This is a genomic window from Micromonospora sp. C31, assembly GCF_018070575.1.
Lineage (GTDB): Bacteria > Actinomycetota > Actinomycetes > Mycobacteriales > Micromonosporaceae > Micromonospora.
This window is the reverse complement of record NZ_JAGPXN010000004.1, coordinates 43300-68485: the sequence shown is the minus strand read 5'-3', so window position 1 is coordinate 68485 and position 25186 is coordinate 43300. Positions and strand designations below refer to the sequence as shown.

Annotated in this window: 2 protein-coding genes; both read right to left on the bottom strand. The window is 75.8% G+C overall.

Features of this window, described 5'->3' with window-relative positions; all coding sequences use genetic code 11:
- Positions 1-35: 35 nt before the first annotated feature.
- Entirely contained in the window at positions 36-10988 is a 10953-nt protein-coding gene (locus KBX06_RS07970; RefSeq protein WP_210833592.1) for a type I polyketide synthase, read from the bottom strand.
- 47 nt (positions 10989-11035) lie between these two features.
- Positions 11036-25174, bottom strand: a complete 14139-nt coding sequence (locus KBX06_RS07965) for a type I polyketide synthase (RefSeq protein WP_210833591.1) — start codon at positions 25172-25174, stop codon at positions 11036-11038.
- Positions 25175-25186 lie beyond the last annotated feature (12 nt).

Sequence of the window (25186 nt, the reverse complement as noted above, 5' to 3'; positions counted from 1 at the left end):
GGGTGGCCCCTGCCTCGATCCGAAGGTTGGTCATCTCAGGAGATTCCAAACTCTTTGCTGATGAAGTCGAAGATCTCGTCGTCGCTGGCCGCGTCGAGGTCGGGCCGGTCCGGCTCGGCGGCGGGCCCGGCCGCCAGGTCGGACGCCTTGGCGAGCAGGTCCTGCATCCGGGCGGTGAACCGGGCCCGGGCCGCCGGGTCGAGCGGGATGGCGGTGAGCAGGCTCTCCACCGTGTCGATGCCCTGGAAGAGCGGTTGCGTGGAGGGCGCCGCGTCGGCGGCGATCTCGCTGGTCAGCTTCTCGGCGAGCGCCGTCGGCGTCGGGTAGTCGAAGACCAGCGTCGCCGGCAGCCGCAGCCCGGAGAGCCCGTTGAGCCGGTTGCGCAGGTCGACCGCGGTGAGCGAGTCGAAGCCCAGGTCGGTGAAGAGCCGGTTCGGGTCGACGGCGTCGGCGCCGGCGTGGCCGAGGACGGCGGCGATGTTCGCCCGCACCACGTCGAGCACCACCTTGAGCCGCTCCGGGCCGGCCAGGCCGGCGAGTCGCTGGCTGAGCTGCACCCCGCCGGAGCGGGCGCCGGTGGCGTCGGCCGAGCGCCGCAGCGGCACCCGGACCAGGGCCCGCAGCATCGGCGCGAGGGTGCCGGCCTCCGCCTGCCCCCGCAGCGTGCCGACGTCGAGGCGCATCGGCACGACGGCCGCCGCGTCGAGCCGCCACGCGGCGTCGAATAGGTTCAGTGCCTGCTCGGTGGCGAGCCCGGCGGCGCCCTGCTCGGCCATCCGCCGCACGTCGTCGTCGCCGAGGTGCCCGGTCATGCCGCTGGCCTGCTCCCACAGGCCCCACGCGAGCGAGATGCCGGCGAGCCCGCGGGCCCGGCGGTGCGCCGCGAGGGCGTCGAGGAAGGCGTTCGACGCCGCGTAGTTGGACTGGCCGGCGCTGCCCAGGGTGGCCGCCGCCGAGGAGAAGAGGACGAAGGCCGCGAGGTCCTGGTCGGCCGTGAGGCGGTGCAGGTGCCACGCCGCGTCGATCTTGGGCACGGCGACCGCGTCCACCCGCTCGGGGGTCATCGACTCCAGCACGCCGTCGTCGAGGACGCCGGCGGCGTGCACCACGGCGGTGAGCGGGTGCGCGGCGGGCACCCCGGCCAGCAGCGCCGACAGGGCGTCGGGGTCGGCGGCGTCGCAGGCCGCGACGGTCACCTGCGTACCGGTGCCGGCGAGTTCGTCGACCAGGTCGCCGATCCCCTCGGCCGCCGCGCCGCGCCGCCCGGCCAGCAGCAGGTGCCGCACGCCGTGGGTGGTGGCGAGGTGGCGGGCCAGGATGCGGCCCAGCACGCCCGTCCCGCCGGTGATCAGCACGGTGCCGTCCGGGTCGATGCCGCCGGGCAGCGGCTCCACCCCGGCCGGGACCCGCCCGAGCCGTGGCGTGCGGACCTGTCCGGCCCGCACGGCGAGCTGCGGCTCGCCGGAGGCGATCGCGGCGGCCAGCACGGCGGCGCTGTCGGGGGTGTCGTCGAGGTCGACGAGTTGGCACCGGCCCGGGTGTTCGAGCTGGGCGGTGCGCAGCAGGCCCCAGACCGGGGCCTGGCGCAGGTTGACGACCTGCTGCTCGCCTGCCGCGACCGCGTCGCGGGTGACCAGCACCAGCCGCGAGTCGGCGAACCGGTCGTCGGCGAGCCAGGCCCGCAACGCGGCGAGGGTACGGTGCGTGGTGGCCCGCGCCTGTCCGGCCAGCGCCGCGTCCGTCGGGTCCCCGGCGTCGCCGACCGGGACGATCACCGCCTCGGGCGTCGACTCGCCCCCGACCAGCAGGTCGCTCAGCGAGTCGAGGTCGACGTCGGTACGCACCCGGGCGCCGGCCGCCTCGCAGGCGGCGCTGAGTGCCAGGTCGTCGCCGAGCGCCACCCAGCGGGTGGCCGCCGGTACGGGGCCGGTGGGCACCGGCAGCACCGGCCAGTCCACCTGGAACAGCGACTCGTGCCGGCCGGAGCGGGCCGCGCCGAGCGAGTCGCCGGAGACCCGGCGCATGATCAGCGAGTCGACGTGCAGCACCGGGGCGCCGGTGGCGTCGGCCACCTGGAAGGAGACGCCGACCTCGCCGGCCGCCGCGACGCGTACCCGCAGGGCGGTGGCCCCGGCGGCGAGCAGGGAGACCCCGGTCCAGGCGAACGGGAGGCGGGGCACGCTGGCGTCGGCGCCGTCACCCATCCGGCCGAGGAAACCGCCGATCGACATGGCCTGCAACGCGCCGTCCAGCAGCGCCGGGTGCACGCCGAAGCGGCCGGCCTCGGCGTGGTGGTCGGCGGGCAGTTCGACCTCGGCGAAGACCTCGTCGTCGCGGGTCCACGCGGCGCGCAGGCCACGGAACGCCGGGCCGTAGCCGAAGACGGTCGCCTCGATGCCGGAGTAGAAGTCGTCGGCCTCGACGCGCGTCGCGCCGGGCGGGGGCCACACCCCCAGGTCGAAGGCGGGCGCGGCGTCGGCCGGCTGCGGGCCGAGCAGACCGGTGGCGTGGCAGGTCCAGGCGACGTCGGCCAGGATCTCGTCGGAGCCGTCCCGGTAGGGCCGGGAGTAGAGCTGGACGGTACGCCGGCCGTCGTCGTCCCGGTCGCCGACCATGAGCTGCACCTGGAGCGCGCCGAGTTCGGGCAGGACGAGCGGGGCGAGCAGGGTCAGCTCCTCGACCGTCGGGCAGCCGGCCTGCTCGCCGGCGTACGTGGCCAGCTCCACGAAGGCGGTGCCGGGCAGCAGGATGTTGTCCATCACCCGGTGCTCGCCGAGCCACGGGTGGGTACGCACCGACAGCCGCCCGGTGAAGACCATCCGCTCGCTGTCGGGGAAGGTCAGCGTGGCGCTGAGCAGCGGGTGCCCGGCGTCCTGGAGACCGGCGGAGCTGACGTCCTGCGCCCGGTGCAGCGGCGGCTCGACCCAGTACCGCTGGTGGTCGAAGGCGTACGTGGGCAGCGCCACGGTGTCGGTCGGGGCCAGCACGGCCGTCAGGTCGACGGGTAGGCCGATCGCGTGGGCGGTGGCGAGGTTCGTCAGCAGCCGCGTCGCGTCGTCGTCACCCCTGCGCAGACTGCCCAGCGTGTGCCCGCTCGCGCCCGCGTCGTCCAGGATCGCCGTCACCGGCATCGCCAACACCGGATGCGGACTGATCTCCACGAACGTCGTGTGACCGGCAGCCACGGCCACCCGCACAGCGGCCTCGAACTGCACGGTCTGCCGCAGGTTGTCGTACCAGTAGTCCGCCGTCATCGAGACGGGATCCACCCACTCACCGGTCAGCGTCGACACCAGCCGGGTGTGCCCCGGCCGCGGGCTCACGTCGGCCAGATCGGCGCGCAACTGCTCCGCGACCTCCTGCACCGCCGCCGAGTGCGACGCGTAGTCCACCGGAATCAACCGCGCCCGCACCCCGTCGGCCTGACACGCCTCCACCAGGCCCGCCACCGGCTGCGGCGGACCCGACACCACCACCGTCGACGGCCCGTTCACCGCCGCGACACCGACACCGGGGAACTCACCGAGCCGCTCGGCGACCGCCTCGGCCGACAGGTCCACCGACGCCATCGTCCCCGTGCCCCGCAGCACCGTCAGCGCCCGCGACCGCAACGCCACCGCCTTCGCCGCATCCTCCAGGGACAGGATCCCGGCCACACACGCCGCACCGATCTCACCCTGCGAGTGACCGACCACCGCCTGCGGCGTGACCCCCGCGTGCTGCCACACCGCGGCGAGGGCCATACCCACGGCCCACAGCACCGGCTGCACGACCTCGACCCGCGCCAACCACGACTCGTCCTCACCCGTCAACACCGACACCAGATCGACATCCAGATACGGCGCCAGGGCCCGCTGACACTCGGCCAGCCGCGCGTCGAACACCGGCGTACGCCCGATCAGACCGGCCGCCATCCGCGCCGACTGCGCACCCTGACCCGGGAACACGAACACCGGGCCCGCACCGTGGGACGAGGCCGTGCCAGCGACGACGTTGCCGGCCGGCGACCCGGACGCCAGAGCATCCAACCCCGCCAGCAGGTCCACCACATCCGCCCCGACGACGGCCGCCCGCTGGTCGAACGTCGACCGGGTGGCGGCGAGGGACCAGCCCACCGCCGCCGGATCGATCTCGCCGTGCTCGCGCACGAAGTCCGCGAGCCGGGCCGCCTGGCCGGCCAGGGCGCCCTTCGAGCGCGCCGACACCGGCCACACCACGACGTCGGAGGCCAGCAGGGCGGGGCCGGCCACGGCCGGGACGACAGCCTCCGGCTCGTCGGCCTGCTCGATGATCACGTGGGCGTTGGTGCCGGAGATGCCGAACGACGACACCGCCGCCCGACGCGGCCGGTCCACGGCCGGCCACGGCCGCGACTGCGTGGCCAGTTCGACCGCGCCGGAGGTCCAGTCGATGTGCGGCGACGGCTCGTCCACGTGCAGCGTCGCCGGGACCAGGCCGTGCCGGATGGCCTGCACCATCTTGATCACACCGGCGACGCCGGCGGCGGCCTGCGCGTGGCCGATGTTCGACTTGATCGAGCCGAGCAGCAGCGGCCGGTCGGCGGGCCGTTCCCGCCCGTACGTGGCGAGCAGGGCCTGCGCCTCGATCGGGTCGCCCAGCGTCGTGCCGGTGCCGTGCGCCTCGACCACGTCCACGTCGGCGGTGGACAACCGCGCCGAGGCGAGGGCCTGCCGGATCACCCGCTGCTGCGAGGGACCGTTCGGGGCGGTCAGCCCGTTGGAGGCGCCGTCCTGGTTGATCGCCGAGCCGCGTACCACCGCGTACACGGTGCGGCCCTGCCGGCGGGCGTCGGAGAGCCGCTGCACGAGCAGCATGCCGACGCCCTCGGACCAGCCGGTGCCGTCGGCGGACGCGGCGAAGGACTTGCACCGGCCGTCGGCGGCCAGGCCGCGCTGCCGGGAGAACTCGACGAACGCGGTCGGGGTGGCCATCACCATGACGCCGCCGGCCAGCGCCATGTCGCACTCGCCGCGTCGCAGCGCCTGGCCGGCCCAGTGCAGCGCGACCAGCGACGACGAGCAGGCCGTGTCCAGCGACACTGCCGGCCCCTCCAGCCCGAACGTGTACGCCACCCGTCCGGAGATGACGCTGCTGGTCATCCCGGTCAGCATGTAGCCCTCGGCGGCCTCCGGCGAGTACGCGAGCAGCGAGCCGTAGTCCTGGCCGCTGGTGCCGACGAAGACGCCGGTGCTGCTGCCCCGTACGTCGGCGGGGTCGATGCCGGCGGACTCGAAGGACTCCCAGGTGGTCTCCAGCAGCAGCCGCTGCTGCGGGTCCATGGCCAGGGCCTCGCGGGGCGAGATGCCGAAGAAGCCGGGGTCGAAGCGGTCGACGCCGCTGAGGAAGCCGCCGCCGCGGGCGTAGAAGGTGCCGGGGGCGTCCGGGTCGGGGCTGTAGAGGCTGTCCAGGTCCCAGCCACGGTCGGTCGGCAGGTCGCTGATCGCGTCGACGCCGTCAACCACGAGCCGCCACAGGTCGTCGGGCGACCACACCCCGCCGGGCAGCCGGCAGGCCATGCCGATGATCGCGAGGGGCTCGTCGTCGCCGACCGACACGGCGGTGGTGGTGGGTCGCACGGGGACCGGGGTGCCGGCGATCTCCGTACCCAGGTGGGCCGCCAGGTCGTGCGGGGTCGGGTAGTCGAAGACGAGGGTGGCCGGCAGCCGCATCCCGAACGCGTTGTTGAGCCGGTTGCGCATCTCGACGGCGGTGAGCGAGTCGAAGCCGAACTCGCTGAACGCCCGGCGCGGCTCGATGGCCGCCGGGTCGGGGTAGCCGAGCACGGCGGCGGCCTGGCCCCGGACGATCTCGACCAGCGCGGCGGCCCGCTCGGACTCGCCGAGCCCGGCGAGCTGCTGCACCAGCGAGGCGCCGGTGGTGGCCGCGGCGGCGCGGGCGGGCGTGCGGATCAGCGCCCGGTACAGCGGCGGGATGCTCCCGCCGGCGAACTGCACCTTCATCGCGGCCAGGTCCAGCCGGGCCGGGACGAGCGCGGCGTCGGTGGTGCGGCAGGCCGCGTCGAAGAGGGCGAGCCCCTCCTCGGCCTCCATCGCGGCGACGCCGGAGCGGGAGATGCGGTTGAGGTGGACGTCGTCCAGCTCGGTGGTCATGCCGCTGCGGTCGGCCCAGAGGCCCCAGGCGAGGGTGAGGGCGGCGAGGCCGCGCGCCTTGCGGTGCTGGGCCAGCCCGTCGAGGAACGCGTTGGCGGCGGCGTAGTTGCCCTGGCCCGGGCCGCCGGCGGTGGCGGCGAGGGAGGAGTACGAGACGAACGCCTTCAGGTCGAGGTCGGCGGTCAGCTCGTGCAGGTTCCACGCGGCGTCGACCTTGGGCCGCAGCACGCCGTCCATCCGCTCCGGGGTGAGCGAGGAGATGACGCCGTCGTCGCGGACACCGGCGGCGTGGATGACGGCGGTGAGCGGGTGCTCCGCCGGGATGCCGGCCAGCAGCTCGGCCACGGCGCCACGGTCGGCGACGTCGCAGGCGGCGACGGTGACGCTCACGCCGAGCGCCGCCAGCTCCGCGCAGAGCTCCGCGACGCCCCCGGCGGCCCGGCCGCGCCGGCTGGTGAGGATCAGGTGCCGGACGCCGTACGTGGTCACCAGGTGCCGGCTCATCAGCTGGCCGAGCGTGCCGGTGGCGCCGGTGATCAGGACGGTGCCGTCGGCGTCGAACGGGGCGGCCGGCGGCTCGGTCGGGGCGGGGACCCGGGTGAGCCGGGCGCCGGCGGCGACGCCCGCGCGGATCACGACCTGCGGCTCGTCGGTCGCGACGGCCGGGACGAGCGCGGCGGCGCAGCCCGCCACGTCGTCGACGTCGACCAGCACGAACCGGTCGGGGTTCTCCGACTGGGCGGAGCGGAGCAGGCCGATCACGGCCGCGCCGGCCAGGTCGGTCAGGTCGGTGTCCAGCTCGGTGGCCACGGCGCCCGAGGTCAGCACCACCAGCCGGGACACCGCGTAGCGCTCCTCGGCGAGGAACTGCTGGAGCACGGCGAGCACCCGGTGGGTCACCTCGGCGACGGCGCGCGGCACGTCCGCCGACGCGGGCGGGTCGAGCAACGGCAGGACCAGCACGCCGGGCGCGTCCGTCCCGTCGTCCATCGCCGTGGCCAGGGCGGTCAGGTCGGGGTACGCCGCCACGGCCGTACCGGTGGCCGCGACCGCGTCGGTGAGCGCCGCCGCGTCGCCGATCACCGCCCAGTCGGTGGTGGCCGGGCCGGCGGGCAGCGCGAGCGGGGCCCACTCGACCCGGAACAGCGACTCGGCCCCGCCGCCGCCGGCGGTGCGGAGCTGGTCGGCGGAGACCGGCCGCAGGACGAGGGAGCCGACGGAGATGACGGGTGCGCCGGTGACGTCGGTGAGCAGCAGCGAGATGCTGTCGGGGCCGGTGTGCGAGACCCGGACCCGGGCCGCCGCGGCGCCCGCGCCGTGCAGGGCGACGTCGTTCCAGGAGAACGGCAGTCGGCCGTACCCGGGGGGCATGTCGGCCCCGGACGGCTCACCGGCCGGCGTGGTCAGGCCGAGGGTGTGCAGCGCCGCGTCGAGCAGCGCCGGGTGCAGGCCGTACCCGCCGGCCTCGGCGGCGGTGGCCTCGGGCAGCGCGAGTTCGGCGAAGAGGTCGTCGCCGCGCCGCCACGCGGAGCGCAGGGCGATGAACGACGGGCCGTAGTCGTAGCCCTGGGCGGCGAGGTTGAGGTAGAGGTCGTCGGTGCCGACCTCGGTCGCGCCCGGCGGCGGCCAGGTGGTCAGGTCCGACCAGCCGGCGGGGCCACCCGGGGCGTCGGGGCCGCCGGCCAGCACGCCGCTGGCGTTGCGGGTCCAGGCCCGCTCGCCGGTGCCCTCGGCGGGCTCGCCGTCCTGGGCGGAGTGCAGCGAGACGGATCGGCAGCCCGTCTCGTCCGCGGGGCCGATCCAGAGCTGGATGTCGACGCCCCCGACTTCCGGCAGGATCAGCGGCGTTTCCAGGGTGAGTTCGCGGACGTGGTCCGCGCCGACGTGCGCGCCGGCCTGGAGGGCGAGTTCGACGAAGCCCGTGCCGGGCAGCAGGACGGTGTCGAAGACGACGTGGTCGGCGATCCACGGGTGGGTACGGCGGGCCAGCCGGCCGGTGAACAGGAAGCCCTCTGCGTGCGCGACGCCGACGGCGGCCCCGAGCAGGGGGTGTTGCGCGGGCCGCAGGCCGACCGCCGTGACGTCGCCGGTCCATCCGGCCCCCGCCTCGGGCCAGTAGCGCTGGTGCTGGAAGGCGTACGTGGGCAGCTCCACCCGCCGGGCGTCGGTGTCGGCGAACCACGGCCGCCACTCGACGGCCACCCCGTGCACGTGCAGCTCGGCCAGCCCGGCCAGCAGCCCGTGCGCCTCGGGCCGGTCCTTGCGCTGTGCGGCGACGCTGAGCACCGCGTCGTCGCCGGGCAGGATGTCGCCTGCCATCGCGGTCAGCACGCTGCGCGGGCCGACCTCCAGGAAGGTGTCCGCCCCGGCGGCCCGCAGCGCGGCGACGCCGTCGGCGTACCGGACCGCCTGCCGGACGTGGCGCACCCAGTAGTCGGCCGTACGGATCTCGTCGGCGTCGGCCAGCGCCCCGGTCACGTTCGACACGAGCGGCAGCGACGGCGCCGCGAACGTCAACCCGTCGAGGACCGTGCGGAACTCGGCGAGCATCGGCTCCATCAGCGGGCTGTGGAACGCGTGGCTGACCGTCAACCGACGCGTGCGTACGCCCCGGTCGCGCCAGAGCCGCTCCACCGCGTCGAGGGCGTCGACGGCGCCGGAGACCACGACCGAGGTCGGCCCGTTGACCGCCGCGATCCCCACGCCGGCCAGACCGTCCAGCGTGGCCAGCACGTCCGCCTCGGCCGCCGCCACGGCCAACATCCCGCCACCGGCGGGCAGCGCCTGCATCAGCCGGCCCCGCGCCGCCACCAGCACACACGCGTCGGCCAGCGACAGCACCCCGGCCACGTGCGCGGCCGTGACCTCACCGATCGAGTGACCACCCACGAAGTCCGGCGCGACCCCGAACGACTCCACCAGCCGGAACAGCGCCACCTCGACCGCGAACAGCCCGGCCTGGGTGAACACCGTCTGGTCCAGCAACGCCGCCTCGGCGGAGCCCTCCGGAGCGAACAGCACCTCCCGCAACGGACGCGGCAGCGACGCGTCCAGGTACCCGCACACCTCGTCCAGCGCGGCGGCGAACACCGGGAAGCCGGCGTACAGCTCGCGGCCCATGCCGGGGCGCTGCGCGCCCTGACCCGAGAAGAGCACCGCCAGCGAGCCCCGACCGCCGGCCTGGCCGGCGACCACCGCGCCCGACGGGTCGCCGGCGGCGAGGGCGCGCAGCCCGGCCAGCAGGTCGTCGCGGTCGGTCGCCGACACCACGGCCCGGTGGTCCAGGGTGGAGCGGGAGGTGACCGACGAGAAGGCCACGTCCAGGGGACGCAAAGTGTCGTCGGCGGCGATCCGGGCCGCCCAGCGGGCTGCCTGCGCGGCGAGGCCGGCCGCGTCCCGGGCCGACACCGGCACCGGTACGACCGGTCGCTCGAGCACCGGCGCGGCGGCGGCCGGCGCAGCCTCCTGGGGTGCCGGGGCCTGCTCCAGGATGGTGTGCGCGTTGGTGCCGGACACCCCGAACGAGGAGACCGCCGAGCGGCGCGGCCGCTGCACCGCCGGCCACGGCGTCGCCTCGGTCACCAGCGAGACCTCGCCGGCCGACCAGTCCACCTCGGGGGTCGGCTCGTCGACGTGCAGGGTGGGCGGCACGACGCCGTGCCGCATCGCCATCACCATCTTGATCACACCGGCCACCCCGGCGGCGGCCTGGGCGTGCCCGATGTTCGACTTCACCGAACCGAGCAGCAGCGGCGCCGAGTCCCCCCGGTCCTGCCCGTACGTGGCCAGCAGTGCCTGCGCCTCGATCGGGTCACCGAGCCGGGTGCCGGTGCCGTGCGCCTCGACCACGTCCACGCCGCCGGCGGCGAGGCCGGCGTTGGCCAGGGCCTGCTGGATGACCCGCTGCTGCGACGGCCCGTTCGGGGCGCTCAGACCGTTGGAGGCGCCGTCCTGGTTGACCGCGCTGCCCCGCACGACGGCGAGGATCGGGTGGCCGTTGCGCTGCGCGTCCGACAGCCGTTCCAGCAGCAGGACGCCGACGCCCTCGGACCAGCCGGTCCCGTCGGCGGCGGCGGCGAACGCCTTGCACCGGCCGTCGGCGGCGAGGCCGCGCTGCCGGGAGAACTCGACGAACGCGGCCGGGGTGCACATGGCGGTGACCCCGGCGACGAGGGCCAGGGTGCACTCCCGCTGCCGCAGCGCCTGCCCCGCCAGGTGCAGGGCGACCAGGGAGGACGAGCAGGCGGTGTCGATGGTGACCGCCGGCCCCTCCAGCCCGAAGGTGTAGGAGATCCGGCCGGAGACCACGCTGCCGGCGTTGCCGGTCATCAGGTGCCCTTCCAGGCCCTGCGCGGCACCCATGAGCACGGTGCCGTAGTCCTGCCCGGTGCTGCCGGCGAAGACGCCGGTGCGGCTGCCGCGCAGCGAGTGCGGGTCGATGCCGGCCCGCTCCAGGGCCTCCCACGAGGCCTCCAGCAGCCAGCGCTGCTGCGGGTCCATCGCCAGCGCCTCGCGGGGGGAGATCGCGAAGAAGCCCGGGTCGAAGTCGGCCAGGTCGTGGACGAAGCCGCCCTGCCGCGTGTACGACGTGCCGGCCTGCTCGGGGTCGCTGTCGTAGAGCGACCCGAGGTCCCAGCCGCGGTCGGTGGGGAAGTCGGAGACCACGTCCCGGCCGGACGCGACCACCTCCCACAGGTCCTCGGGCGAGCGCACCCCGCCGGGGAAACGGCAGCTCATGGAGACGATGGCGACCGGTTCCTGTTCACCGGCCTCCACCTCGCGCAGGCGCTGGCGCACCTGGTGCAGGTCAGCGGTGACCCGCTTGAGGTAGTCGAGAAGCTTCGCCTCGTCAGCCATGGACCGCGCACTCCTTGTGTTGACCCGTCGTCGCAGCAGCGATCACGTCAGGACATCCCCAGCTCGCGGTCGATGAAGTCGAAGACCTCGTCCGGCGTCGCGTCCTGGAGCTTCTCGGCGACGGTGTCGCCGTCCGCTGGCGCGTCGGCCTCGTTGAGGGAGGCCAGCAGCGCCCGCAGCCGCTCGGTGATCCGAATTCGGGCGCTCCGGTCCGGCGCCGAGCCGGAGAGCGCCGCTTCCAACCTGTCCAGCTCACCGAAGACCGGTGCGACCCCGACCACCCCGCCGTCGACGATCGCGGCCCGCACGTACTCGGCCAGCCCCGCGGCGGTCGGGTAGTCGAAGACCACCGTGGCGGGCAGCCGGACGCCGGTCGCCGCGGTGAGCCGGTTGCGCAGCTCCACGGCGGTCAGCGAGTCGAAGCCGAGTTCGCGGAACGCCCGGTCCGGCTCGACGGCGTCCATCGAGGCGTGTCCGAGCACCGCGGCCGCCTGCCCGCGTACCAGTTCCAGCAGGGTCTTGCGTCGTTCGGCGTCGGTCTGCCCGGCGAGCACGGCGGCCAGGGTCTCCGCGGAGACGCCGGTGTCCTCGGCCCGTTCGGCGACCGCCCGGCGTGCCTCGGCCACGCCCGCGATGAGTGGGCTGGGCCGGACGGCGACGAACCCGGGCACGTACCGGGCCCAGTCGATGCCGGCCACCATCGTCGCCGGTTCGCCCCGTGCGACGCACTGTGCCAGCGCCGTGAGCGCGGGCCCGGTGTCGAGGCGGGCCACCCCGGTGCGCCGGCGGCGCTCCTCGACGGCCTGGTCGGTGGCGGCCATCCCGCCGGCCGCCCAGGGGCCCCAGGCGACCGAGGTCGCCGGCAGGCCCTGGCGGTGCCGTTGCTCGGCGAGGGCGTCGAGGTAGGCGTTCGCGGCGGCGTAGCTGCCCTGACCGGCGGCGCCGAGCTGGCCGGCCAGCGCGGAGAACAGCACGAACGCGCGCAGTTCCCGCCCGACGGTCAGCTCGTGCAGGTGCAGGGCACCCAGCACCTTGGGGCGCAGGACGGTGGCGAGGCGGTCGGCGGTGAGCCCGTCGAGCACCCCGTCCTCGAGGACGCCGGCCGCGTGCACCACGCTGGTCAGCGGCGCGTCGGCGGGCACCTCGTCGAGCAGCTTCGCCAGCGCCGCCCGGTCGGCCACGTCGCAGGCCGCGACGGTCACCCGGGTGGCCGCCCCGGTGAGTTCCCGGACCAGTTCGGTGACGCCGGGGGCGTCCGCGCCGCGGCGGCTGACCAGCAGCAGGTGCTCGGCGCCCCGGGCGGCCAGCCAGCGGGCCACCTCCGCGCCGAGCGCGCCGGTGCCGCCGGTGACCAGGGTCGTGCCCGGGTAGCCGGCCTCGTCGGTGGGTGCCTCACCGCCGGGTGCCCGCACCAGCCGGCGTACCTGGATGGTGGCCCCGTCGACCGCGAGCTGGTCCTCGCCGTCGAGGCCGGCGAGGGCGGCGCAGAGCAGGTCCCAGCCGTGGTCGTCCAGGGTGGCCGGCACGTCGACCAGGCCGCCCCACCGCTCGGGGTGTTCGAGGGCCACGACCCGGCCGAGGCCCCAGAGCAGCGCCTGCTCCGGTCGGGCCGACGTGCCGCCCCGGGTGGTGCCGGCGGCGCCCCGGGTGACGCACCACAGCGGCGCGGCGACGTCGAGGTCGCCGAGTGCCTGGATGAGCGCCAGCGAACGGGCGAGGAACGGCGGCACCGGCTGGGTGTCGTCGACCGCGCCGTCGGCGAGGGCGAGCAGCGACAGCACCCCGTCCACCGGGGCGGGTTCGCCGTCGGCGGTGCGGGTGACGCCGGTGAGGTGCGCGGCGAGGGCGGACCGGTCGGTCAGGTTCTCCGGCACCGGCACCAGCCGGACGTCAGCGCCCCGGCGGGTCAGTTCGGCGACGGCGGCTTCGCCCTCCTCCGGGTGCCGCTCGTCGGCGACGACCCACCAGGCGCCGGGGAGGAAGCTGACGGGCGTCCCGGTGTACGGCTGCCAGACGCTGCGGTACCGCAGGTCGTCCAGGGCGGACCGGTTTCGCTGCTGCCGCCGCCAGGAGGCGAGCACCGGCAGGGCCGCGCCCAGCCGTTCCAGGGACTCCGTGGCGTCCTGCTCGGTGAGTTCCGCGAGCGCGGTCAGGTCCTCGCGTTCGATCGCCGCCCAGAAGGCGGAGTCGACGCCGCTCGGGGTCTCCTCGGTGCCGTCCTGCCCGGTCGTCGCGGTTGGCCAGAAGCGGCTGCGGTCGAAGGCGTACGTGGGCAGCGCCACGGTGTCGGTCGGGGCCAGCACGGCCGTCAGGTCGACGGGTAGGCCGATCGCGTGGGCGGTGGCGAGGTTCGTCAGCAGCCGCGTCGCGTCGTCGTCACCCCTGCGCAGACTGCCCAGCGTGTGCCCGCTCGCGCCCGCGTCGTCCAGGATCGCCGTCACCGGCATCGCCAACACCGGATGCGGACTGATCTCCACGAACGTCGTGTGACCGGCAGCCACGGCCACCCGCACGGCAGCCTCGAACTGCACGGTCTGCCGCAGGTTGTCGTACCAGTAGTCCGCCGTCATCGAGACGGGATCCACCCACTCACCGGTCAGCGTCGACACCAGCCGGGTGTGCCCCGGCCGCGGGCTCACGTCGGCCAGATCGGCGCGCAACTGCTCCGCGACCTCCTGCACCGCCGCCGAGTGCGACGCGTAGTCCACCGGAATCAACCGCGCCCGCACCCCGTCGACCTGACACGCCTCCACCAGGCCCGCCACCGGCTGCGGCGGACCCGACACCACCACCGTCGACGGCCCGTTCACCGCCGCCACCCCGACACCCGGGAATGCCGGCAGCCGCTCGGCGACCGCCTCGGCCGACAGATCCACCGACGCCATCGTCCCCGTACCCCGCAGCACCGTCAGCGCCCGCGAGCGCAGGGCCACGGCCTTCGCCGCGTCCTCGATGCTGAGGATCCCGGCCACACACGCCGCGCCGATCTCGCCCTGCGAGTGACCGATCACCGCCTGCGGGGTGACCCCCGCGTGCTGCCACACCGCGGCGAGGGCCATACCGACGGCCCACAGCACCGGCTGCACGACCTCGACCCGCGCCAACCACGACTCGTCGTCACCCGTCAACACCGACACCAGGTCCACGTCCAGGTACGGGGCCAGGGCCCGCTGGCACTCGGCCAGCCGCGCGTCGAACACCGGCGTACGCCCGATCAGACCGGCCGCCATCCGCGCCGACTGCGCACCCTGACCCGGGAACACGAACACCGCACCGGTTCCGGCGGCCGTACCGGTGACGAGGTTCCCCGCCGGCGTGCCGGCGGCCAGGGCGTCGAGCCCCGCCAGCAGCTCGGCCGTCCCGGCGCCGACGACGGCTGCCCGGTGGTCGAACACCGACCGGGTGGTCGCCAGGGACCAGCCCACCGCCGCCGGGTCGACCTCACCGTGCGCGCGGACGTGCTGGGCCAGGCGGGCGGCCTGGCCGGCCAGGGCGCCCTTCGACCGTCCCGACACCGGCCACACGACGACGTCGGCGGCCACGAGCCCCGGGCCCCGGTCCGCGCCGGCGGCGGCCTCGGGCTCCGTGCCCTCGGCGGGCAGGTCCTCGGGCAGTTCGATGATGACGTGGGCGTTGGTGCCGGAGATGCCGAACGACGACACCGCCGCCCGACGCGGCCGGTCCACGGCCGGCCACGGCCGCGGCTCCATGGCCAACTCCACCGCGCCGGAGGTCCAGTCGATGTGCGGCGACGGCTCGTCCACGTGCAGCGTCGCCGGGACCAGGCCCTCCCGCATCGCCAGCACCATCTTGATCACACCGGCGACGCCGGCGGCGGCCTGGGTGTGGCCGATGTTCGACTTGACCGAGCCGAGCAGCAGCGGCTCGTCGCGCTCCTGCCCGTACGTGGCGAGCAGCGCCTGCGCCTCGATCGGGTCGCCCAGCGTCGTGCCGGTGCCGTGCGCCTCGACCACGTCCACGTCGGCGGTGGACAACCGCGCCGACGCCAGCGCCTGCCGGATCACCCGCTGCTGCGAAGGCCCGTTCGGCGCCGTCAGCCCGTTGGACGCGCCGTCCTGGTTGACGGCGCTGCCCCGTACGATCGCCAGCACCTCGTGGCCGTTGCGCCGCGCGTCGGACAGCCGCTCGACGAGGAGCATGCCGACGCCCTCGCCCCAGCCGGTGCCGTCGGCACCCGCCGCGAACGCCTTGCACCGGCCGTCGGCCGCCAGGCCCCGCTGCCGGGAGAACTCCACGAACAGCCCGGGGGTCGCCATCACGGTCACGCCGCCGGCGAAGGCGAGGTCGCACTCGCCGCGCCGCAGCGACTGCACCGCCAGGTGCAACGCCACCAACGACGACGAACACGCCGTGTCCACCGACACCGCCGGCCCCTCCAACCCCAACGCGTACGCCACCCGACCCGACACCACACTCGCGGCGTTGCCCGTCCCCGCGAAGCCCTCCACCTCGTCCCCCGCCACCATCAGCAGGGCCCCATAGTCCTGACCATTCGTGCCCACGAACACCCCTGTTCGCGAACCCCGAAGGACCCCAGGCTCAACCCCTGCCCGCTCGACCGCCTCCCACGAGACCTCCAGCAACAACCGCTGCTGCGGGTCCATGGCCAACGCCTCGCGCGGCGAAATCCCGAAGAAACCGGCATCAAACTCCGCCGCCTCGTAGAGGAAGGCGCCGCTGCGGACGTAGGAGGTGCCGGTGGAATAGGGGTCGGGGTCGTAGAGGCGCTCGACGTCCCAACCCCGATCGCCGGGTAGGTCGGACACGGCGTCGCGGCCGGCGTGCAGCATCTGCCAGAACCGCTCGGGGTCGTTGGCCCCGCCGGGGAAGCGGCAGGACATGGCGACGATGGCCACCGGCTCGTCGTCGCCGAGCGTCACCGGGGCGGTCTCGGCGGCCACGGCGGCCTCGCCGCCCAACTCCTCGTGCAGGTGCCGGGCGAGCGCGGTCGGCGACGGGTAGTCGAAGACCAGGGTCACCGGCAGCCGTAGCGCGGTGGCGGTGGCGAGCCGGTTGCGCAGCTCCACCGCGGTCACCGAGTCGAAGCCGAGGTCGCGGAACGCGTGGTGCGGGTCGACGGCCTGGCCGTCGGCGTACTTGAGGACCGTGGCCGCCTGGTCGCGGACCAGGTCGAGCAGCGCCTGCTGGCGCTCGGCGGCGCTCATCCGGGTGAACGCGCCGGCCGGGCCGGCCTCGTCGGTCTCCTTCGTCTCGGCGAGGCCCTTGGTGGCCTGCAACCGCTGCGCCTCGGGGATCTCCGAGATCAGCGGGCCGGGGCGGGTGGCGGTGAACGCGACGAAGAACCGGTCCCAGGCGATGTTCGAGATGGTCAGGAACGTCTCGTCGTGCTCGACGGCCTGGTGCAGGGCCGCGACGGCGAGCCGCGGCGGCATCTCGGGCGCGCCGTGGCGGTGCAGCATCCGGCCGAACTCGCCGTCGGCCATGCCGCCGCCGCCCCACGCGCCCCAGCCGATCGAGGTGGCGGGCAGGCCGAGGGCACGCCGGTGCTCGGCGAGGGCGTTGAGGAACGCGTTGCCGGGGGCGTAGTTGCCCACCCCGGAGCTGCCGACGGTGCCGGCCATCGAGGAGAACAGGATGAACGCGTCGAGGTCCAGCTCGCGGGTCAGCTCGTGCAGGTTCAGCGCGGTGGTGACCTTCGCGCTGAGCGCGTAGTCGACCTGCTCCAGGGTCAGCGAGTTGATCACCGAGTCGTCGAGGACGGCGGCGGTGTGCACGACGGTGGTCAGCGGGTGCTCGGGCGGCAGGTCGGCGAGGACGGCGGCGAGCGCCGACCGGTCGGCGGCGTCGCAGGCGGCGACGGTCACCCGGGCGCCCAGTGCGACCAGCTCGGCCTCGAGGTCGGCGATGCCCTCGGCCTGCCGGCCGCGCCGGCTGACCAGCACCAGGTGCGCGGCGCCGTTGGCGGCGAGCCAACGGGCCATGTGTCCGCCGAGCGCGCCGGTGCCGCCGGTGACCAGGGCGGTGCCGGAGGGCCGCCAGGTACGGGGGGCGGGCGCGTCGCCGAGCGGGGCGTGCAGCAGTCGCCGGCCGAACGCGCCGGCCCACCGCAGCGCGACCTGGTCCTCCCCGTCGGTGCCGGCGAGGACCCGGACCAGCCGGCTGCCGGCCGCGTCGTCCAGCTCGTCGGGAAGGTCCACGAGCCCGCCCCAGCGGTCGGGGTGCTCGAGGGCGGCGACCCGGCCGAAGCCCCAGGTGAGCTGCTGGAGCGGGTGCGGCACCGGGTCGGCCGGGCCGGTGGCGACGGCACCCCGGGTGAGGCACCACAGCGGCGCGCGGACGCCGGCGTCGCCGAGCGACTGCACGAGGGTCACGGTGCCGGCGAAGCCGACCGGCACCGACGGGTGCGCCGGGGCCGGCGTCTCGTCGAGCGGCAGCAGCGACACGATCCCGGCGGGGCGGGAGCCACCGTCGGCGAGGTCACGCAGCCGGGCGGTGAGCGCCGCACGGTCCGTGCGGTCGGCGTCCAACGCCAGCGGTACGACGGTGCCGCCGTGCCGCCGCAACGCCTCGGCGCAGAAGGCGGCCTCGGCCGCGCCGGTGTCGTCGGGGCCGGTCACCAGCCACCAGGTGCCGGTGACGGCGGGCTCGCCGGCGGCGTCGGGGGCGATCGGCGTCCAGCTGTCCCGGTACCGCCAGGAGTCCACGGTGGCCTGGTCGCGGTGCCGGCGGCGCCAGGCGGCGAGGAACGGCAGCACGTCGGCGAACGCCGCGTCCGGCACGGGCGCCGACTCGGTCGTGGCGGCGAGTTCGGCGGTGAGCGCGGCCAGGTCCTCCGCCTCGACGGCCGCCCAGAACCGGGCGTCGACCTCGTCGTCCGCGGGCGGGCCGGCGACGCCGGCGGCCGGGGCGGGCGCGGCGGACGGCTGCGGCCAGTAGAGCTGCCGCTGGAACGGGTACGTGGGCAGGTCGCGACGACGCCCGGCGAGGCCGGTGAACGCGGGCCGCCAGTCCACCGGCGTACCCCCGGTCCAGACCTCGGCCAGGGCGCGCAGGAAGCGGCCGAGGCCGCCCTCGCCCCGGCGGAGGCTGCCGGTGACGGTGACCGCGTCCGGGTCGGCGGCGGCCAGCTCGACGCTCTCCTGCACGGCCATGGTCAGTACGGGGTGCGCGCTGACCTCGACGAACGTCTGGTAGCCGGCGGCGACGAGGCTGCGCACCGCCTCGTCGAAGCGGACGGTCTGCCGCAGGTTGCGGTACCAGTAGTCGGCGTCGAGGGCGGCGGTGTCGAGCCAGTCGCCCTCCACGGTGGAGCGGAACCGGACCTCGCCGGTGCGGGGCCGCAGCCCGGCGAGCAGTTCCAGGAGCTGCTCGCGCAACTGCTCCACGTGGGCGGAGTGGGAGGCGTAGTCCACGGGGACGCGGCGCACCCGCACCTCGCGGGACTCGTAGTGGGCGACCAGCTCGTCGAGGGCGGCGCTGTCGCCGGAGACCACGACGGAGGTGGGTCCGTTGACGGCGGCCAGCGCGACCCGGCCGGCCCAGCGGGTGATCGTGCCGGTGGCCTCGTCGGCGGTGGTGGCGACCGAGACCATGCCGCCGTCGCCGGCGATGCCGGCGATGATCCGGCTGCGCAGGGCGACCACGGCCGCCGCGTCGTCCAGGGTGAGGCCGCCGGCGACGTACGCGGCGGCGATCTCGCCCTGGGAGTGGCCGACGACGGCGGCGGGGCGCACCCCGTACGACTCCCAGAGCGCGGCGAGCGAGACGCTGACCGCGAACAGGGTGGGCTGCACGACGTCGACCCGCTCCAGCGACGGGGCGTCGGGCGCGCCGCGCACCACGTCGGTGGGCGACCAGTCGACGTACGGGCGCAGCGCCTCGGCGCAGGCGGCGAACTTCTCCGCGAAGACCGGGGCGGTGTCGAGCAGTTCGGCGGCCATGCCGACCCACTGGGAGCCCTGGCCGGGGAAGACGAAGGCGACCTCGCCCGGCGTGCCGGGGACGCGGGTGACGGTCTGCGGGGTGGGCCGGCCGGCGGCGAGCGCGTCGAGGGACGCGGCCAGCTCGTCCCGGTCGGCGGCGAAGACGACGGCCCGGTGGTCGTGGGCGGCGCGGGTGGCGGCCAGCGACCAGCCGACGTCGGCGAGCCCGTCGTCGTCGACGGTGTCGAGGTGGTCGAGCAGGTCCCGGGTGCGGGCGGTGAGGGCGTCGACGGTGCGTCCGGAGAGCACCCAGGGCAGCTCCCCGGTCGGCTTGCCGGCCGCCGGCTCGGACTCCGGCTCGTCGGCGGGGGCCTGTTCGAGGATGGTGTGCACGTTGGTGCCGCTGATGCCGAACGAGGAGACGGCGGCGCGGCGTACGCCGTCGGCCGGCTCCCACGGGCGGGCGGTGGTGAGCAGCTCGACGCTGCCGGCGCTCCAGTCGACGTGCGGGGTGGGCTCGTCCACGTGCAGGGTGGGCGGCAGCACCCCGTGCCGCATCGCGAGGATCATCTTCATCACCCCGGCGACGCCCGCCGCCGCCTGGGTGTGCCCGATGTTCGACTTGATCGACCCGAGCCACAGCGGCCGGTCGGCGGGACGGTCCTGGCCGTAGGTGGCGATGAGCGCCTGCGCCTCGATGGGGTCGCCGAGGGTGGTGCCGGTGCCGTGCGCCTCGACGGCGTCCACCTGCTCGGCGGTCAGCCCCGCGTTGGCCAGGGCCTGCCGGATCACCCGCTGCTGGGCGGGGCCGTTGGGGGCGGTCAGGCCGTTGGAGGCGCCGTCCTGGTTGACGGCGCTGCCGCGCAGCACGGCGAGGACCGGGTTGCCGTCGCGGCGGGCGTCGGAGAGGCGCTGGAGCACCAGCAGGCCGACGCCCTCGCCCCAGCCGGTGCCGTCGGCGGCCCCGGCGAACGGCTTGCACCGGCCGTCCGCGGCGAGGCCGCGCTGGCGGGAGAAGCCGACGAAGATGCCGGGGGTGGCCATCACGGTGGCGCCGCCGGCCAGGGCGAGGTCGCACTCGCCCGCCTGGAGTGCCTGCGCGGCCAGGTGCATCGCGACCAGCGACGACGAGCAGGCGGTGTCGACGGTGACCGCCGGGCCGTGCAGCCCGAAGGTGTACGCCAGCCGGCCGGAGATGACGCTGGCGGAGGTGCCGGTGGCGAGGTAGTTCTCGTCGACGTCCCCGGTGGCCATCAGCAGCGAGCCGTAGTCCTGGCCGTTGGTGCCGACGTACACGCCGGTGCGGCTGCCGCGCAGCGCGGTCGGGTCGATCCGGGCCCGCTCGAACGCCTCCCAGGTGGTCTCCAGCAGCAGCCGCTGCTGCGGGTCCATGGCGAGCGCCTCGCGGGGGCTGATGCCGAAGAAGGCCGGGTCGAACTCGCCGGCTCCGGCGACGAAGCCGCCCTCCCGGACGTAGCTGGTGCCGAGGTGCTCGGGGTCGGGGTGGTACAGCTCGGCGAGGTTCCAGCCGCGCTCGCCGGGCATCAGGCTCATCGCGTCGGTGCCGGTGGCGACGAGGTCCCACAGCTGCTCGGGCGAGGCGACGCCGCCGGGGAACCGGCAGCTCATCGCGACGATGGCGATCGGCTCGCGGTCGCGGCCCGTGCCGTCGGCGACCACCTCGCCGACGGTGTGCCCGGCGGTGAGGCCGTGCAGGTGGGCGGCGAGTTCGGCGACCGTGGGGTGGTCGAAGACCAGCGTGGCGGGCAGGGTCATGCCGGTCTCGGCGGTGAGCCGGTTGCGCAGCTCGACGGCGGTGAGCGAGTCGAAGCCGAGGTCGCGGAAGGTGCGGTCGGGCAGCGGCTGGCCGGCCGGGTAGCCGAGCACGACGGCGGCCTGGGTGCGTACGAGGTCGGCGAGCTGCGGCAGGGACCGGCCGACCACCACGGCGCGGGCGGGGCCGGTGGCCACGGCGGGCACCCCGGGCAGGGCGGCGATCAGTGGCGTGGGCCGTCCCCAGGAGGCGGCGAGGCGTCCCCAGTCGACGTCGGCGACGGTGACCGCCGGCTCGGCGGTGTTGACCAGCCGGCCGAGGGCGGTGACGGCCTCGGCGACGGGGAGGGCGTTGACCCCGCCCCGGGCGAGCCGGGCGGTCAGCGCCGCGGCCATGCCGTCCTCGGCCCAGGCGCCCCAGGCGATGGCGGTGCCGGGCAGGCCCTGGTCGCGTCGCCAGGCCGCGAACGCGTCGAGGTAGGCGTTGGCCGCCGCGTAGTTGCCCTGTCCGGCGCTGCCGATGACCCCGGCGAGGGAGGAGAAGAGCACGAACGCGTCGAGGTCGCGGCCGGCGGTGGCCTCGTGCAGCACCCGGGCGGCGCGGACCTTGCCGTCGAGGACGGTCTGCATCCGGGTCAGGTCGAGCCCGTCGAGGACGCCGTCGTCGACCACGCCGGCGGTGTGCACGACGGCGGTCAGCCCCGGCAGCCCGGCCACGAGGGCGTCGACGGCCGCCCGGTCGGTGACGTCGCACGCCACCACCCGCACCGCACCCAACTCGTCCACCAGCTCCGCCGCGCCCGGCGCCGCCGGACCCCGCCGCGAGGCCAGCACCACCTCGCCGGCCCCGTTGGCCAGCAACCAACGGGCCACGTGCCGACCCAGGGCACCCGTACCACCGGTCACCAGCACCGTGCCGGCGGGCCGCCAACCCGCACCGGCCGGCGGCGCGGCCGGCACCAGCCGCCGGCCGAGGATGCCCTGCGGACGGATCGCCACCTGGTCGTGGCCGGCGTCGGCGAGGACGGCGAGCAGCGCGTCGGCGGCGGGGCGGTCGACCCGGGCGGGCAGGTCGACCAGGCCGCCCCAGCGGTCCGGCTGTTCGAGGGCGACGACCCGGCCCAGGCCCCAGGCCAGGGCGGACCACGGGTCGGCGAGGGTCTCACCGCCGCCGACGCGCACGGCGCCCCGGGTGAGGCACCAGAGCCGGCCGGGCAGGCCGGCGTCGGCGAGCGCCTGGGTGAGGGTGAGCAGCAGCGCGGCGCCGGCGGAGACGGCCGGGGCGTCCGGCAGCGCCGCATCGGGTGCCGGCGGCACGCAGAGCACCCCGCGCCAGCCCTGGTCGCCGTGGCCGCGCAGCAGCCCGGTGAGCTCGGCGCGGCCGACGCCGGGGGCGACGGTGAGGGTGTCGACGTGGGCGCCCGCGCCGGTCAGCGTGGCGGCCACCCCGGCGTCGTCGGCGTCGGCGGTGACGACCAGCCAGCGGCCGGTCAGCGCCGGCACGGCGCCCGGGCGTACCGGCTCCCAGTCGACCCGGTACGCCCAGCCGTCCACCACCGCGTCGCGGTGCCGGGCCCGCCGCCACGACGACAGCACGGGCACGGCCGGGGCGAGGGCCTCGACGGCCGCGGGGTCGTCCTGCACGGCCAGGTGGGCGGCGACCCCGGTCAGGTCGCCGCGCTCCACGGCCGCCCAGAAGTCGCCCTCGGCGCTGTCGCCCGGCGCGGCGGTCGCGGCGGCGCCACCGACCTCCGGCCAGTAGCGCTGGTGCTGGAAGGCGTACGTGGGCAGCTCCACCCGCCGGGCGTCGGTGTCGGCGAACCACGGCCGCCACTCGACGGCCACCCCGTGCACGTGCAGCTCGGCCAGCCCGGCCAGCAGCCCGTGCGCCTCGGGCCGGTCCCCGCGCTGCGCCGGCACGGCGAGCACGCCGTCGGCGCCCGGCAGGGCGTCGCCGACCATCGCGGTCAGCACGCTGCGCGGGCCGACCTCCAGGAAGGTGTCCGCCCCGGCGGCCCGCAGCGCGGCGACGCCGTCGGCGAAGCGGACCGCCTCGCGCACGTGGCGCACCCAGTAGTCGGCGGTCCGGATCTCGTCGGCGTCGGCGAGCGCCCCGGTCACGTTCGACACCACGGGCAGCGACGGCGCGGCGAACTCCAGCTTGTCGAGCACCGCGCGGAACCTGGCGAGCATCGGCTCCATCAGCGGGCTGTGGAAGGCGTGGCTGACCGCCAGGCGGCGCGTGCGTACGCCCCGCTCCCGCCAGCCGCGCTCCACCTCGTCGAGCGCGTCGACGGCACCGGAGACCACGACCGACGACGGCCCGTTGACCGCCGCGATCCCCACGTCGGCCAGACCGTCCAGGGTGGCCAGCACCTCGGCCTCGGTCGCCGCGACGGCCAGCATCCCGCCGCCCGAGGGCAGCGCCTGCATCAGCCGGCCCCGCGCCGCCACCAGCGCGCAGGCGTGCTCCAGGGACAGCACCCCGGCCACGTACGCGGCCGTGACCTCGCCGATGGAGTGGCCGGCGACCAGGTCGGGGGCGATGCCGAAGGACTCGACGAGGCGGAACAGCGCCACCTCGACGGCGAACAGGCCGGCCTGCGTGAACACCGTCCGGTCCAGCAGCTCGGCGTCGGCCGAGCCCTCGGCGGCGAACAGCACCTCGCGCAGGGGGCGCGGCAGGGCCCGGTCCAGGTACCCGCACACCTCGTCGAGCGCGGCGGCGAAGACGGGGAACTCCGCGTACAGCTCGCGGCCCATGCCGGCGCGCTGCGCGCCCTGGCCGGAGAAGAGCACGGCGAGCTGGCCGCGCGGCGCCCCGGCGCCGACCACGACGGTGCCGGCGGGCTCTCCGGCGGCGAGGGCGCGCAGCCCGGCGAGCAGGTCGTCGCGGCCGGTCGCCGACAGCACGGCGCGGCGGTCCAGGCTGGACCGGGAGGTGACCGACGAGAAGGCCACGTCGATCGGGCGCTCGGTGTCGTCGGCGGCGAACCGGGCGGCCCAGCGGCCGGCCTGCGCGGCGAGCGCGGCGTCGGAGCGGGCGGAGAGCAGCACGGGAGCCACCGTGCGGACCGCCGGGACCCTCGGCTCGGTTTCAGTCTCGGTTTCGACCTCGGCAGAAGCCGGGGCCTGCTCGATGATGGTGTGCGCGTTGGTGCCGGACACGCCGAACGACGACACCGCGGCCCGGCGTGGCCGGTCCACGGCGGGCCACGGCGTGGCGGCGGTCGCGAGGGTGACGGCCCCGGCGGTCCAGTCGATGTGCGGGGACGGCTCGTCGACGTGCAGGGTGGGCGGCACGACGCCGTGCCGCATCGCCATCACCATCTTGATCACGCCGGCCACGCCGGCGGCGGCCTGGGTGTGCCCGATGTTCGACTTCACCGAACCGAGCAGCAGCGGCGCGGCGTCGTCGCGGTCCTGCCCGTACGTGGCCAGCAGCGCCTGCGCCTCGATCGGGTCACCGAGCCGGGTGCCGGTGCCGTGCGCCTCCACGACGTCGACCTGCTCGGGGGTGAGCCGGGCGTTGCCCAGGGCCTGGCGGATGACGCGCACCTGGGAGGGGCCGTGCGGGGCGCTGAGCCCGTTGGACGCGCCGTCCTGGTTGACCGCGCTGCCGCGCACCACGGCCAGCACCGGGTATCCGTGCCGCTGCGCGTCGGAGAGCCGGGTGAGCAGCAGCATGCCGATGCCCTCGGACCACGAGGTGCCGTCCGCGCCGGCGGCGAACGCCTTGCACCGGCCGTCGGCGGCGAGACCGCGTTGCCGGCTGAAGCCGACGAACACCGCCGGGGTGGGCATCACCGTCACGCCGCCGGCCAGCGCCAGCTCGCAGTCGCCGTTGCGCAGGGCCTGCGCGGCGAGGTGGATGGCGACCAGCGAGGACGAGCAGGCGGTGTCGACGGTGACCGCCGGCCCTTCCAGCCCGAGGGTGTACGCGACGCGGCCGGAGATGACGCTGGTGGCGTTGCCGGTGAGCAGGTGCCCCTCGCCGTTCTCGGCCTGCGCCATCATGCCGTCGTAGCCGTGCGACGACGCCCCGACGAAGACGCCGGTGCGGCTGCCCCGTACGGCCGGCAGCGGCAGCCCGGCCCGCTCGAACGCCTCCCAGGAGGTCTCCAGCAGCAGCCGCTGCTGCGGGTCCATGGCGACGGCCTCGCGGGGCGAGATGCCGAACAGGTCGGCGTCGAAGTCGGCGGCGGCGTAGACGAAGCCGCCCTCGTTGACGTAGCTGGTGCCCGGGTGGTCGGGGTCGGGGTGGAAGAGGCGCTCCAGGTCCCAGCCCCGGTCGGCGGGGAACGGCCCGATCCCGTCGCCGCCGTCGTGCACGAGCTGCCACAGCGCCTCGGGGCTGTCGACCCCGCCCGGGTAGCGGCAGCTCATCGCCACGATGGCGATGGGCTCGGAGTCCCGGGCCTCCAGCTCGCGCAGCCGCCGCCGGGTACGCCGCAGCTCCGAGGTCGTACGCTTCAGGTACTCGACGTACTTCTCGTCCTCGTTGCTCACCGTGGACCTACC